Below are 14,289 nucleotides of genomic sequence, written 5' to 3'. Positions count from 1 at the left end.
GAGCCTGCTCAGGGAACAGGGTCAGATCGGAAAGTCGCTCAGGCCATCCATGGCCGCTCGGCCCGCGCCTTCCCTGGCGCGGGACGCTTTCCTCCTCTGACCCTGTTCCCTGCGCTTTTGACCTGTTTGCCGCGGCCGGACTCAACCTGCTTTTGCTTATGATGGCGCCGCAGGAATCACTCTCTCTACCTCTGACAGCCCGGACACCAGTAAAAAGGCCGCGATGAGAGCGTGCCCTTCTCTATGGTTGTGCCACAGCGCCGGCACGACTTGCCCTGGCGGTGAAACACCTCAAACTGAAAGGCCGCTTCCTCATGATATTTCTTCATGGTTCCGCGCATCCGGTAGGCGTGACGCGGTACCGACAGCAGTGCTTCACTGAAAGCAGTCAGCTGATCGTCGCTCAGCTCCTGAGCCTTATGGTGAGGCAGCAGCTGTGCCAGCCAGAGGATTTCAGCGCGCAGGTAGTTGCCCAGCCCGGCAAGAAACGCCTGATCCAGCAGCAGACCGCTGAACTGGCGTCGCCGGAAGCGGAGTGAGAGCAACCGCTCCCTGACCTCATCCACCGTCACACCACTGCTCAGCACATCCGGCCCGATACGATTCAGGAACGGATGGGCCGCCAGCGTATCCGCGTTGAGCAGTTCAATGTCGGAGGCGCTGTAGAGCAGAATCGCTTTGCCCGCCGTCGCCAGCCGCACCCGCAGCTGACGTGTGGTGTTAAGTTCGGTGTCGGGTTTGACGATGCGCCAGACGCCGTAGAGCTGGTTATGGCTATAGAGCGTCAGGCCATTGCTGAAGTGCGTCAGCAACGCCTTTCCGCGCGTCTCAATCGCCTGCACCTGCTCGCCAATCAGGGCCGGTTCGTAGGTTTTCAGCTGAGGAAATGCAAACCACGCCTCTTTCAGCGGCTGCCCCACAATCGCGACTTCAAGTTTATCCGCCACACGGCGGATTTCCGGTCCTTCAGGCATCCTTCATCCTCTTAATGGGTGGCTCCGCCCACCTGTTTTATGTCGTCGCCGGTTTCCAGCGTCACCTGCACTGCAATTTCCAGCGCCCTGATAATCGTTGCGACCGCCATGCTCGGCACACCGGGATGCTGCGCCGCCTGCTCGGGCAGATAAGGGATATGGATAAAACCACCCCGCGCCGGACGCTCCTGCTGCGCCAGCCAGTGCAGCAGGCCATACATCACCCGGTTACAGGTAAAGGTGCCGGCGGTTTGTGAAACCGAGGCGGGAATGCCCGCTTCGCGCACGGCCGCAACGATCGCTTTGATCGGCAGACGGGAAAAGTAGGCTGCCGGACCGCCCGCGACTACGGGCTCATCCACCGGCTGATGACCGGCGTTGTCCGGGATACGGGCGTCATCCACATTAATGCCGATACGTTCAACGCTGATATCGCTGCGGCCCCCCGCCTGCCCCACGGACAGAATGAGATCCGGTTTAATTTCATCCAGTGCCTGATAGAGCACCGTCAGCACATCGCGGAAGACGACAGGTAATTGGCGGATAACGATGATGGCGTCACCGATCTGTTTGCCCTCCAGTGCACGGACCGCTTCCCATGACGGGTTAATCGTTTCACCGCCAAAGGGTTCAAAGGCGGTCATCAGAACAGTTTTCATGCGGCCTCACAGAAACATCAGGAAATAGAGCAGGAAAATGTTAACAATTAACAGTAGCACACCGGTTGGAATCTGAGCCCTGATCACCGCGTTACGGTCCGGCAGTTCCAGCAGCGCGGCCGGGACGATATTGAAGTTGGCCGCCATCGGCGTCATCAGGGTGCCGCAGTAGCCGGAGAACATGCCAATCGCGGCCATCACCGCCGGATTACCGCCGTGCTGCAGCACTAAGATCGGGATGCCGACGCCTGCGGTAATAATCGGAAACGCGGCAAAAGCGTTACCCATGATCATGGTCAACAGCGCCATTCCGACGGCATAAACGGTGACCGCGACAAAGCGGTTGTCTACCGCCAGCCAGGTCTCAGTCAGATGCGAAATCGCACCGCCCACGCCCGCGCTGGTAAAGAGCAGTCCCAGGGTGGCGAGAATTTGCGGCAGAATAAAGGCCCAGCCAACCGAATCCAGCAGACGGCGGGTCTCCTGCATCGACTGCACCGGTTTTTCATGAGTCAGTTTTAACGCCACCAGCCAGCCGATCAGACAGCCCACCATCATGGAGAAGAGCGTCACCAGCGTAGCGTGGTTGCCGGGGCCGAAAACCGCATCCTGCAGACCGGGAATATGGTTAAACGCCAGCACACCGATCACAGTCACGACCGGGATCGCCAGCGCGGGCAGAAACAGTTTATTGCCCAGACGCCCTGCGCTGGCCTGCTTCTCTTCATCACTGCGCTGATGATAACGACCCAGCCGGACACCCCCGAAACCGGCGATCAATGCCATCACGACCACAATGACACCGATGGTGATGTGCAGCATTCGGGTGCCTGCAGCATCCGAGCCCATCAGGCTGCTCATCATCTGCGTCGTCCAGTCCCCCACCAGAAATACCAGGCCATACAACGCCCAGAAGAGTCCGGTGGTAAAACGGCGCGGGTTTGCGCTGTCGCGCCAGGAGAGAATCGCGACCACCAGCAGGATAACGCCCGCCAGCCACATCAGATATTGTTGCTGGAACATTATTCACCTCCCCGGGCTTTCAGCGCCTGATTGTTCAGCTGCTGCAGTTCCCGCGCCAGCTGACGATCCAGACGCATCAGACGCGCCGAGTGGATCAGAAAGGCGGCAAGCGCGGTCGGAATGCCCCATAACGCAATGTGCAGCGGTTCGGTCTGAATCCCGGCTGACTCCTGCATAAAGTTATGCATAAAGATAATCGCGCCAAATGCCACGAAGATATCCTCACCAAAGAAGAGGCCGACATTATCGGTGGCCGCAGACATGGCGCGCAGCCGGTAGCGCAGTTCAGGCGTGATCTCACCATAGCGGTTTTCCGTTGCCCCCTCTGCCATCGGGGCCAGCAACGGACGTACCATCTGCGGATGGCCACCCAGGCTGGTTAATCCCAGCGCGGCGGTGATTTCACGGACAAACAGATAGACGATCAGCAGACGTCCGGCGGTGGCCGTTTTTATCTGTGCGATCCATGCCTGTGCCCGCTCCTTCAGCCCGTGACGCTCCAGCAGGCCGATGACCGCCAGCGGCAGCAGCAGAATCAGCGGCAGGTTACGGGTGTTCAGAAAACCGGCGCCGAGCTTTTCCAAAATGTCCGCCAGCGGCATCATCGCCGCCAGACCGGTGACGAATCCGGCGACGATCACGACCAGCACCGGATTGAAACGTAACACGAAGCCGATAACGATGGCGGCAATGCCCAGTAACGGCCAGAGATTGACTGCACTTTCCATGGTTTTCCCTCAGAGTTGAAAAACCCGGCATAAGCCGGGCTAAATGTTATTCAGGCGCTGGTAACCGCAATCTGCTGAGCGGCGAAGGCATCACGCAACCGCCGGGCAAACTGCAGCGCGTGTGCGCCGTCGCCATGTAAGCAGACGGTCTGCGCATTCACCGCGACCCATTCACCACTGATACTTCTGACTTTGCCCTGCCGGACCATCGTCAGCGTCTGATCAATGGCCTGCTGTTCATCCTCAATCAGTGCGCCCGGTTCGCTACGCGGCACCAGTGCCCCACTGCTCAGGTAACCCCGGTCAGCAAAAACCTCTTCCCGGGTGCGTAAGCCGTAGTGCGCCGCGGCGCGGATCGATTCGCTGCCAGCCAGCCCAGTCACGATCAGCTGGCTGTCAACCGCCCTGATGGCGCGGGCGATGGTGTCAGCCAGCACCGGATCGGCTGCAGCCTGGTTGTAGAGCATGCCGTGCGGTTTGACGTGGACCAGCCGCGCCCCTTCACTTTCCGCCAGGCTTTTCAGCGCGCCAATCTGGTAGATCATCTGGGCGTAAAGCGTCTCCGGCGGCAGCTGCATGGCGCGGCGGCCAAAGTTTTCCCGGTCGGGGAACGAGGGATGCGCGCCGATGGCCACGCCCGATGCCTGCGCCCAGCGCACCGACTGCAGCATGGTCTGCGCGTCACCCGCATGGAAGCCACAGGCGATGTTGGCAGAAGTGACCAGTTGCAGCAGTGCCTCATCGCTGGCGCAGCCCTCGCCGAGATCGGCATTTAAATCAATCTTCATTAAGCCCCCACATCATCTGATCCAGTGCGCGTTGCTGATGCTGGCGCGCCAGCATCGCCTCCGGCAGGGTGCAGTGAATAAAGTGAACAGGTTCACCCAGACGGATTTGTGCCAGGTGATAGAGATCGGCTTCGATAACCGAGGCGATGCGTGGATAGCCACCGGTGGTCTGGGCATCCGCCATCAGCACGATGGGCTGTCCGCTGGGTGGCACCTGAATCACGCCCGGCATGACGCCGTGTGACAGCAGTTCACGCGGATTTTCACGACTGAGTTGCCGCCCCTCCAGCCGGTAGCCCATCCGGTTACTTTGCGGGCTGAGTTTCCAGGCGGTGCGCCAGAATGCCTGCTGCGCGTCGCGGCTGAATTCGTGGTACTCCGGACCGGGCAGCGCACGAATCCGGTTGCCCCACAGCAGTTGCCGCACCCCGGCTTTGCGGTCGAACGTCCGGGTCGGTTTGCCCAGCGGCAGGCGATCGCCATCCTGTAAGATTCGCCCTTTGAAGCCGCCAAAACCCGCTTTGAGATCGGTGCTGAGCGAGCCGAGCATTTCCGGCAGATCAAAACCGCCCTGCACCGCCAGATAGCTGCGCATGCCGCGCTTCGGCATTGCCAGCGAGAGTACCTGCCCTTTTTTTACTGCGGTGCGCCAGCCTGTCCAGACCGGCTGACCATCCAGCTCCGCCTGACAGCCCGCCCCCGTCAGCGCAAACCAGCCATTGCGGGTAAACTCCGCTTTAAACTGGCCCAGCACGATCTCCAGCACTGCGCTGTGGGGCGCATTGCCCACCAGCACGTTGGCGGTAAACATAGCGGGATAGTCGAGCACGCCGCCGGGGCTGATGCCATACTGCCGCCAGCCAGTGCGACCGGCATCCTGAATCGTGGTGGCCAGCCCGGCTCGCAGAATGTTTAACATACGCCCTCCTGTTGCGGCACAAAGCGCACGCGGTCGCCGGGACGCAGCAACACAGGCGGTTGCTGGCGCGGATCGAACAGCGCGGTGGAGGTATGTCCGATCAGCTGCCAGCCACCGGGCGAGGCCAGCGGATAGATGCCGGTCTGGCTGCCACCGATGCCGACCGATCCGGCGGGCACCGCGACTCTGGGTTCAGCACGGCGAGGCGTGTGCAGACGGGAATCGAGTCCGCCGAGATAGGGGAAACCGGGCTGAAAGCCGATAAAAAACACCACATATTCGCTGCTGCTGTGCAGCTCAACCACCTGACGGGGCGTCAGTCCGGCATGTTCCGCCACTACGGTCAGATCGGGGCCAGTGGAGCCGCCATAGATCACCGGGATCGACACCTCCCGTGACGCGGGAAATTCCGCCTCACTCTCCTCCCACCAGCGCTGAAGACGCTCTATCGCATCCAGCGCATTCTGCTGGGGATCGCGCAGGATCAGGGTGATGTTGTTCATGCCGGGGATCACTTCCTGCACGCTCTCATGATCGCGCAGCCGCTGATTGAGTCCCCAGATGCGTTGCTGGCTCTCCAGTGAAACCGGCGGTTCCAGCTCCAGCACGACAGCGCGTTCCCCTGATAAATAACACCGTGCTCGTTGCAACCGCTACCTCCCGCTCAGTTGAGACCGCGCCTGGCTGTGCCGCCAAAAGAGGCGGCTCGGCCAGTGCCTTATCTACATAAAGCAAACAGTTATGCGAAAGTGACAGGAAGATGTCAATCAATAAGCTCCGCTGCAGGCACGCAGCAGCGTGGGTTCTCATCGAGAATAAGGACCTGCGCAGGCGCGCAGCAGCAGGAATAGCGTCAGGAAATAAGGCCCTGCGCAGGTGCGCAGGACCGGGAAGGACATCAGGCAGGGTTAGGAATATCGATGAAGGTTACGTCGAGATTGTGGTGCTGCGCCAGCCACTCGCCCAGCGCTTTTACGCCGCCCCGCTCGGTAGCGTGGTGCCCTGCGGCAAAGAAGTGCAGCCCCTGCTCACGCGCACTGTGGATGGTCTGTTCAGAAACTTCACCGGTTAGGTAAGCATCGACGCCTGCGGCCGCAGCCTGGTCGATAAAGCCCTGCCCGCCTCCGCTGCACCAGGCAATACGGCGAATCAGGGCCGGCGCGTTGTCACCGCAATGCAGCGGCTGGCGTCCCAGCCGCTCCCCGATTCGGCTGGCCAGCTGTTCGCCGGAGAGCGGCTCTGCCAGTTCCCCATGGAAAACGAGCGGCATCACTTCACCCCGGATTTCAATATCCAGCAGTTTTGCCAGCTGCGCGTTGTTGCCCAGTTCCGGGTGCGCATCAAGCGGCAGGTGCCAGCCGTAGAGATTGATATCATTCGCCAGCAGGGTCCGCAGACGGCGGCGCTTCATCCCTTTAATCGCGGCCGGTTCGCTTTTCCAGAAATAACCGTGATGGACGATTATCGCATCGGCCTCGCGGGCGACTGCCTCATCCAGCAATGCCTGACAGGCAGTGACACCGGTGATAACCCGCTTAACCTCACTGCGTCCCTCAACCTGTAAACCGTTGGGGGCATAATCGCTGAAGGTGTGGCTGTTGAGATGCTGATTAATCAGCGCCTCCAGTTCGTAATGATTCATTCAGGCTCCTGCGAGGCCTCAGGCGGCGCTTTTGGCGCGCTCAAAGGCGTCTAATGTCTTTTTACGTGCGGCCTTATGATCCACGATTGGCGCCGGATAATCGAGTTTCTTATGATACTTCTCCGCCCAGCGGTGCGGCTGGTGAATATCGCTGTCGGGGACATCGGCCAGTTCCGGCAGATAGTGGCGGATAAAATCGCCCTGCGGATCGAAGCGCTCGCCCTGGGTCGTCGGGTTAAAGATGCGGAAATAGGGTGCGGCGTCCGTCCCGGTTGACGCGGCCCACTGCCAGCCGCCATTGTTCGCCGCCAGATCGCCATCAATCAGCTGCTGCATAAAATAGCGCTCCCCTTCGCGCCAGTCGATCAGCAGATCTTTCACCAGAAAGCTGGCGGTGATCATGCGTAACCGGTTATGCATCCAGCCCATCTCCTTCATCTGCCGCATCGCAGCGTCAACGATCGGAAAGCCCGTTTTCCCGGCTTTCCAGGCGTCGAAATGGGCCTCATTGCGCTGCCATTCCACCCGGTGCGTCCAGTCAACAAAGGGCTTATGGCGGCACAGGGACGGATAGGCGACCAGCAGATGCCGGTAAAATTCACGCCAGATGAGTTCATTCAGCCAGGTAAATGCGCGGCTGTTGTCCAGCGCATCGGGATGTTCATGCAGGACACGATGCAGACACTGGCGGGGCGACAACACGCCTGTTGCCAGATAAACCGACAGACGGCTGGTCGCATCCAGCGCAGGCAGATCGCGTTTATCTGGATAGTCCAGCACCGGCTGTTTAGCGAAGTGGCGCAGACGCTTCAGCGCCGCGGTTTCGCCTGGCGGAAAAAGATCCCGGTCAAACTCGCCTTTGGGGTAGTCAAATGCAGGAATCGCCTGGGTCTTCAGCGGTGCGCCTTCACGCGCTTTTGGCGCAGGGACGCACTCCGGCAATCCCTGCTGAAGACGTCGGACAAAGGCTTTGCTGAAGGGCGTGAACACCTTATACATGGAGCGGTCGCCGCTCTGTACGCTACCGGGTGCCAGCAGCAGACTGTCATCAAATCCCTGACAGATAACCCCCGCCTTGTCGAGACGCTTTTCAGCTTCTGCATCACGCTGACGCTCATTGACCTCATACTGATAGTTATAGAAAAGCTGGTCGACCTTCTGCTTTTCACAAAACGCTGCCAGAGCATCAATGCTGTCGCTGAAGGTGTTACACGCCTGGTAGTGCAGTCTGATGCCCCGCTCTGCCAGCGCATCCTGCACTTCCAGCAGGCTGGCGTGGATAAAGGCAGCCTGTTTAGGTGACATCTCATGCTGTTGCCACTGTTCCGGCGTCGCCAGGAAGAGCGCAATGACGTTCGCCTTGCTGTCGCGACAGGCGGCGTGCAGCGCCAGATTATCGTTGATGCGTAAATCGTTACGCAGCCAGACCAGATGGGTGGTCATACGCCTCCTGAATTACTGTCCGTAGCGTAAGCACAAGGCTTCGGGATAGGGGTCAAAATAACGTTGCTGAGCCAGCCACGGATGCGGGAACTCCGCCATGTAGTGCTTGAGGATGGTGATCGGCACCAGCAGCGGCTGCGTCCCCTGGCGATAGCGATCGATCAGCGTGGCCAGCTCCTGACGCTGTGGCGAGCTGAGCTGACGGCGGAAATAGCCCTGCACGTGCATCAGGACATTGGTGTGATTGCGGCGTGACGCGGGACGAGACATCAGCGCCATCATGCGGTTGCGGTATTCAAACGCAAAGGCGTCCAGCGAATCCCACTGACTCATGGAAGCGACAAAAGGTCCCAGCTCGCGATATTTCTCCTGCGAGTGCGCCAGCATCATCAGCTTGTAGCGGCTGTGGAAGGCGATCAGCCCGTGGCGGGTCAGTCCCTGTTGCCACATCTGATTAAACTCATGCAGCGCACAGATGCGGCCGATGAAGTTTTCACGCAGCGCCGGATCGTGCAGGCGACCATCTTCTTCCAGCGGCAGCCAGGGCATTTCGCGCTGCAGAAATTCAGCGAAGATGCCGGTGCCGACTTTGCGGTTGTTGTTGGTGTCAGGTTCATAGACCCGCACACGCTCCATGCCACAGCTGGGGGATTTGGCGCACAGGATGTAGCCCGAAAGATGATGCAGCGATTTTACCCGCTCTGCTGACCAGTCACGCATCTGGCGGGTGACTTCTTCCCCGCCATCTTTGCTGAAGCAGAGGTGCAAGTCATCATCATCGCCCTGCTTCACCAGCCGTAATGCCGGACGCGGTGTAGGCAAACCGATTGCCATTTCAGGACAGATCGGCTCAAAACGGACAAAGGGCGTAAGATCCTGGGTCGCAAAAGTAAGACGCTTATGGCCACCATCAAACCTGACGCTATCGCCGAGCAGGCATGCACTGATTCCAACGGGGATTTTATTGCTCATACTTGTACAACCTCTGAAATCTTGTAGAGGTTTAAGTGTAGCGTAAAATGGTCAGGAAGACAGCGTTAAAGCAACAGGTTGCTCTCATTATTGTAGAAAAAAAGTAAAAAAAAGCCCGGTCTGCTGACCGGGCCTGCTTGCTGACAGGAGGCTTTACCAGAAGACGCCGCCTGCCGCTTCTGACTGCGCCAGCCAGACCGGTTTGGCGCTGGTTTTACACCAGATGCGGTGCAGATAGCTGTAGAAACGGGCGCGATCCTGGCGAAAAAGCATGACAGGAAGCGCCATAACGCCGAGAAGAACCACCAGCGTGCGGCGTGCAATAATTTTGTAGCGTGGATAAGCCTGATACATGGTTTTTCCTCCCGGCGAGCGAAACGGTGCGAATGTGATCTGTGTCTAACTTTACGCCAGATTGTGTAGTTTTACTACTCGTCTGACCACTTAATTACCGCTATTTTTGCTGTTTAAGAATCAGCCTGTAATTAAGTTACACAAAGGTTATCGCAAGGTTATTGAAGAGTTGAAAGTGGCCGACCGATGAAGCCGCCGGACGGCAGCCAGAAATATTGATAAAGTAGCGCTTCGGCACCCCGTTAAGGCAGGTATTGCGTGACCACGGTTTTGATCGTTGAAGATGAAAAAGAGATCCGTCGCTTTGTCCGGCTCGCACTGGAGAGTGAAGCCCTTAAAGTTTTTGATGCAGATACGCTGCAGCGCGGACTGATTGAGGCAGCGACCCGTAAACCCGATCTGGTTATCCTGGATCTGGGCCTGCCGGATGGGGATGGCACCGATTTTATCCGCGATCTGCGCCAGTGGAGCGCCATGCCGGTGATTGTGTTATCCGCGCGCAGTGATGAGCAGGATAAGATCGCGGCACTGGATGCCGGTGCGGATGACTATCTGACAAAACCCTTTGGCATCGGCGAACTGATGGCGCGCGTGCGGGTTGCGCTGCGCCGTCATAGCAGCCAGCAGCCCGACGCCCGGGTTCATTTTGCCGATGTCAGCGTCGATTTTGCCGCACGACGGGTGCAGCGCGGCGACAGTGAGGTTCACCTCACTCCTATTGAATTTCGCCTGCTGAGTATTCTGCTGAACAATGCCGGGAAGGTGCTGACACAGCGGCAACTGCTGAGCCAGGTCTGGGGACCGAATGCGGTGGAGCACAGCCACTATCTGCGTATCTATATGGGACATCTGCGTCAGAAGCTGGAGGCCAATCCGACACAGCCTGCGCATCTGCTGACAGAAACTGGCATCGGCTACCGTTTTATGCCATGAAAAAAGGCGCCAGAGGCGCCTTCTGATACTGACAGAATCGGGTAGCTATCGCTGTAAGACGGAGCCTGCTCAGGGAACAGGTTAATCCGCTGCAGCAGGATATGCCCTGATGCGAGTAAGGGAGCAGTCTGAGGCGCCCGCGGCGCCTTTTCATTGCCCGACGGATCAGGCGTTTTTCAGCACTTCGCTGACAATCTCTACTGCTTCTTTCTCGATCTGCGCGCGGTGTTCTGCGCCCAGGAAGCTTTCACAGTAAATCTTGTAGGCGTCTTCAGTGCCTGACGGACGGGCCGCAAACCAGCCATTCTCCGTCATCACTTTCAGACCGCCAATGGATGCGCCATTGCCCGGTGCTGCCGTCAGGCGAGCGGTGATCGGGTCACCTGCCAGTGTATCCGCGCTGACCATCTCAGGAGAGAGCTTCGACAGCGCCGCTTTCTGCGCGGAAGTCGCTGATGCCTGCAGACGGTTGTAGCTAGGAGCACCAAAGCGTGCAGCCAGCTCATCGTAATGCTGCTGAGGGTTTTTACCGGTCACGGCAGTAATCTCAGCCGCCAGCAGACACATGATGATGCCATCTTTGTCCGTTGACCACGGCGTACCATCGAAACGCAGGAATGAGGCACCCGCGCTCTCTTCGCCACCGAAGCCGAAGCTGCCGTCATACAGACCATCAACAAACCACTTGAAGCCGACCGGCACTTCCACCAGCTTGCGACCAATGTCATTAACCACACGGTCAATCATGGCGCTGGAAACCAGCGTTTTGCCGACGGCAACGTCCTGGCCCCACTGCGGACGATGCTGGAACAGGTAGTTAATCGCCACAGCCAGATAGTGGTTTGGATTCATCAGACCCGCCGGGGTCACAATGCCGTGACGGTCATAATCAGGATCGTTACCGAATGCCAGATCAAACTTGTCGCGGTAAGCCAGCAGGCCTGCCATGGCGCTTTCAGACGAGCAGTCCATGCGCACCACGCCATCTTTATCCAGATGCATAAAGCGGAAAGTCTGATCGACCGCGTCATTGACCAGCGTCAGATCCAGCTTGTAGTGTTCCGCAATGCGCTGCCAGTAGGCGATACCTGAACCACCAAGCGGATCAACGCCCAGCTTCAGGCCCGCTTTCTGGATAGCCGGGAAATCGATAATTTCGGCCAGGCCTTCAACGTAAGGCTGAATCAAATCTTTCTCGACCACATGACCGCTGGCCAGTGCCTGCTCCAGTGGCAGACGCTTAACCTCTTTCAGGCCATCTTTGATCAGCTGATTGGCGCGATCTTCCACCACTTTGGTGACGTTGGTATCAGCCGGTCCGCCATTAGGTGGGTTGTACTTGATGCCGCCATCTTCCGGTGGGTTATGGGACGGCGTAATCACGATGCCGTCAGCCAGCGGGCCACCCGATTTGTTGTGCTCAAGGATCGCATTTGAGATGGCAGGGGTCGGCGTATAGCCATTGTCCTGCTGCACAATCACGTCAACGCCATTCGCTGCCAGCACTTCCAGCACCGACAGGATTGCCGGCTCAGAGAGCGCATGCGTATCTTTGCCGACGTAGCAAGGCCCGGTGATGCCGTTCTTTTTACGCTCTTCCGCAATCGCCTGTGCAATCGCCAGAATGTGCATCTCGTTGAAGCTTTGACGCCCTGCACTGCCGCGATGGCCAGAGGTGCCAAATTTCACCGCATGTTCCGGGTTCGCCACATCGGGCTGCAGGACATAATATTGTGACGTTAATTGTGCAACGTTAATCAAATCGCTCTGCTGGGCGGGTTGCCCGGCACGTGGGTGATTGGCCATCGGCGCTGCTCCCTGACGCTTAAGTTTTAGATGGTGCCGCAAACTTTTTCGGTGAGTTCCGCAGGGAACTGCATCGACAGCATGATGTGTTCGATCATGCTGCATTTACGGCCGGTATTGGTGTTGGTGATCACCCAGTACGGCGTGCCGGGGACATGCTTCGGCTTAGTATGGGTGCCATTCTGCAACAGCGTATGCTCATCACCTGCAAAGTAGACGCGGGTGCGGCCCTGCAGCGATGCAGTGGCCTCAGCAAAGGCTGCGGTATCAAGACGATAGAGCGTTGACAAAACGAGCATAAAGCGATTGACCGCCCGCTTCTGCTCCGCATATTCATCGGAGAGCAGCAGCTCACGCATCGCGCGCACACGATCCTGCGGGCGTGAACCCACAGGCGCAGACGGCGCCTCTTTCGCTGCATCTTTTGAGGCAGGCTGAGCCGGCGAAGCGGGTGCCGTCTGACCGGCCGTAAACTTCAGCATACGACGCAGAATGTCAGATGCGCTTTCACCAATGTGCTGCGTGTGGCTGGCAATATAACGGTAGAGCTCTTCGTCAACTTCGATCGTTTTCATCTTATTCCGTACGGTTCTTTCTCATGACAGAACCACCTCTTTCCTGAAAAGCCCTGAGTATAGTCAGACAATTCAACGGATGTGCGGGTTCTAACATGAGGATTATAAAGTTAAATTCAGGCGGGTTGTTAGCAATCAAACGGTTTACGGGCAAAAGTCAGAATATGTCCTAATGCCGCCGGAACCGGCGCGCCTGAAAAGGTGAAACCATGATAACCTAAGCTCAGGTCTCAAACTTAAGAACTTTGCTATGATTTTGAACGCCCGTCTGCAAACTGAACAATCCCCTGCTGATTCTCTGCCCATCCTGCTTATTCACGGTCTGTTTGGCAGTCTGGACAACCTCGGCGTGCTGGCCCGTGGCCTGAAAGATGCCGGGCCACTGCTGCAGGTGGATGTCCGTAACCATGGACTCTCGCCGCGATCGGAGGAGATGAACTACGCTGTAATGGCGCAGGATATGGTCGATACGCTGGATGCGCACGGCATCGATCGCGTCGCGGTCATCGGTCATTCGATGGGCGGTAAAATCGCCATGACCATGAGCGCGCTGGTGCCGGATCGCATTGAGCGGCTGGTGATGATCGATATCGCGCCGGTCGATTATCAGACCCGGCGTCACGACCTGATCTTTGCCGGTATTCGCGCCGTCTCAGAGGCAGGCGTGACGCTGCGCAGCGAGGCGGCCCGCATTATGCGGCCGGTGATTGAAGAAGAAGGGGTCATTCAGTTCCTGCTGAAGTCATTTCATGACGGGCAATGGCGCTTTAACGTGCCGGTGCTGTGGGATAACTACCCTACCCTTTCTGGCTGGCAGCCTGTTCCCGCCTGGCCTCATCCGGCTCTCTTTATCCGCGGCGGCGACTCCAGTTACCTGGATAACCGCTATCGCGATGCGTTACTTCAGCAGTTCCCGGCGGCGCAGGCCCACGTGATCGGCGGTGCGGGCCACTGGGTGCATGCCGAGAAGCCCGATGCCGTTTTGCGCAGTGTGCGGCGCTTTTTTGCGCTTTAAAAGCAAATAGATGGCAGTAAAGGTTTAGGATTGGCGTCCGGAGTAAGCGTGCAGTATGATGGCGCGCTAAAATTTTGCCGCAGGTCGATTTTTCTGTGGCAACGGCCAATAATTTATAATCTGCGCGGTGAGCGTCTGGCGCCCGCACCCATTCAGTTTTACTAAGCCATGGCAAAAGAACACACTGACCGCACGACGCTCGATCTGTTTGCTGATGAGCGCCGCCCGGGTCGCCCCAAAACCAGTCCGCTTTCGCGTGATGAACAGCTGCGCATCAATAAGCGCAATCAACTGAAACGTGACAAAGGGCGCGGACTGCGTCGTGTCGAACTGAAAATGAACAGTGAGGCCGTCGACGCACTCAATTCGCTGGCCGCGCAGCGTAATCTCAGCCGCAGCGAACTGATTGAACAGATGCTGCTGGCACAGCTCAAACTGGATTGATGCGGGCAAATCGC

The 14,289-nt window shown here is 58.2% G+C and carries 16 protein-coding genes; 3 read left to right on the top strand and 13 right to left on the bottom strand.

Annotated features, from left to right (window positions below; all coding sequences use genetic code 11):
* Positions 1 to 185: 185 nt before the first annotated feature.
* From nei to HFD97_RS01480, 11 genes are all read right to left on the bottom strand, one after another.
* Positions 186 to 974, bottom strand: a complete 789-nt coding sequence (gene nei / locus HFD97_RS01530; protein ID WP_167431123.1) for an endonuclease VIII — start codon at positions 972 to 974, stop codon at positions 186 to 188.
* An 11-nt stretch (positions 975 to 985) separates the two neighbouring features.
* Positions 986 to 1,633, bottom strand: coding sequence for a pyroglutamyl-peptidase I (pcp, locus tag HFD97_RS01525; RefSeq protein WP_046101426.1), 648 nt, complete (start codon positions 1,631 to 1,633; stop codon positions 986 to 988).
* A 6-nt stretch (positions 1,634 to 1,639) separates the two neighbouring features.
* The gene (locus tag HFD97_RS01520) at positions 1,640 to 2,659 is read right to left on the bottom strand and encodes a DUF979 domain-containing protein (protein WP_141629823.1); all 1,020 of its coding nucleotides are present in this window, start codon (positions 2,657 to 2,659) and stop codon (positions 1,640 to 1,642) included.
* Entirely contained in the window at positions 2,656 to 3,384 is a 729-nt protein-coding gene (locus HFD97_RS01515; protein ID WP_009091426.1) for a DUF969 domain-containing protein, read from the bottom strand. Before HFD97_RS01515 ends, HFD97_RS01520 begins: the two co-directional genes overlap by 4 nt.
* A gap of 50 nt (positions 3,385 to 3,434) precedes the next feature.
* On the bottom strand, positions 3,435 to 4,172 hold the full coding sequence (pxpA, locus tag HFD97_RS01510; protein WP_009091428.1) for a 5-oxoprolinase subunit PxpA: 738 nt from the start codon (positions 4,170 to 4,172) through the stop codon (positions 3,435 to 3,437).
* Positions 4,162 to 5,091, bottom strand: coding sequence for a 5-oxoprolinase subunit PxpC (pxpC, locus tag HFD97_RS01505; protein WP_167431124.1), 930 nt, complete (start codon positions 5,089 to 5,091; stop codon positions 4,162 to 4,164). The genes pxpA and pxpC overlap by 11 nt, the downstream gene beginning before the upstream one ends.
* Positions 5,085 to 5,741 carry a 5-oxoprolinase subunit PxpB gene (pxpB, locus tag HFD97_RS01500; RefSeq protein WP_046101422.1) on the bottom strand — a complete coding sequence of 219 codons (657 nt, stop codon included), beginning with the start codon at positions 5,739 to 5,741 and terminating at the stop codon, positions 5,085 to 5,087. Before pxpB ends, pxpC begins: the two co-directional genes overlap by 7 nt.
* 248 nt (positions 5,742 to 5,989) lie before the next feature.
* Complete coding sequence (locus HFD97_RS01495) at positions 5,990 to 6,733, bottom strand: type 2 GTP cyclohydrolase I (RefSeq protein WP_167431125.1); 744 nt, start codon at positions 6,731 to 6,733, stop codon at positions 5,990 to 5,992.
* 18 nt (positions 6,734 to 6,751) lie between these two features.
* Positions 6,752 to 8,176, bottom strand: coding sequence for a deoxyribodipyrimidine photo-lyase (gene phrB, locus HFD97_RS01490; protein ID WP_167431126.1), 1,425 nt, complete (start codon positions 8,174 to 8,176; stop codon positions 6,752 to 6,754).
* A 12-nt stretch (positions 8,177 to 8,188) separates the two neighbouring features.
* A complete protein-coding gene (locus HFD97_RS01485; protein WP_009091437.1) occupies positions 8,189 to 9,148 on the bottom strand; it encodes a 2-thiouracil desulfurase family protein in 960 nt (319 codons plus the stop codon).
* Between the two features lie 153 nt (positions 9,149 to 9,301).
* A complete protein-coding gene (locus HFD97_RS01480; RefSeq protein ID WP_009091439.1) occupies positions 9,302 to 9,502 on the bottom strand; it encodes a YbfA family protein in 201 nt (66 codons plus the stop codon).
* A 258-nt stretch (positions 9,503 to 9,760) separates the two neighbouring features.
* Between HFD97_RS01480 and kdpE the strand changes: the two genes are divergently transcribed.
* A complete protein-coding gene (kdpE, locus tag HFD97_RS01475) occupies positions 9,761 to 10,435 on the top strand; it encodes a two-component system response regulator KdpE (RefSeq protein WP_009091441.1) in 675 nt (224 codons plus the stop codon).
* Between the two features lie 165 nt (positions 10,436 to 10,600).
* Here the strand turns inward: kdpE and pgm are convergent, their stop codons facing one another.
* Positions 10,601 to 12,241 (bottom strand): phosphoglucomutase (alpha-D-glucose-1,6-bisphosphate-dependent), encoded by a 1,641-nt coding sequence (gene pgm / locus HFD97_RS01470; protein ID WP_009091443.1) that lies wholly within the window; start codon positions 12,239 to 12,241, stop codon positions 10,601 to 10,603.
* A gap of 26 nt (positions 12,242 to 12,267) precedes the next feature.
* Positions 12,268 to 12,816, bottom strand: a complete 549-nt coding sequence (gene seqA, locus HFD97_RS01465) for a replication initiation negative regulator SeqA (protein ID WP_009091446.1) — start codon at positions 12,814 to 12,816, stop codon at positions 12,268 to 12,270.
* Positions 12,817 to 13,066: 250 nt separating this feature from the next.
* Between seqA and ybfF the strand changes: the two genes are divergently transcribed.
* Together ybfF and ybfE are read left to right on the top strand one after the other, a co-directional pair.
* On the top strand, positions 13,067 to 13,831 hold the full coding sequence (ybfF, locus tag HFD97_RS01460; RefSeq protein WP_009091448.1) for an esterase: 765 nt from the start codon (positions 13,067 to 13,069) through the stop codon (positions 13,829 to 13,831).
* Between the two features lie 168 nt (positions 13,832 to 13,999).
* Entirely contained in the window at positions 14,000 to 14,275 is a 276-nt protein-coding gene (gene ybfE / locus HFD97_RS01455) for a LexA regulated protein (RefSeq protein WP_009091450.1), read from the top strand.
* Positions 14,276 to 14,289 lie beyond the last annotated feature (14 nt).

It is taken from the genome of Pantoea sp. EKM103V, from assembly GCF_011800365.1.
Taxonomy (GTDB): Bacteria; Pseudomonadota; Gammaproteobacteria; order Enterobacterales; family Enterobacteriaceae; genus Pantoea; species Pantoea anthophila.
The sequence above is the reverse complement of the archived record's forward strand: the minus strand, read 5'-3'. Positions and strand labels throughout refer to the sequence as shown.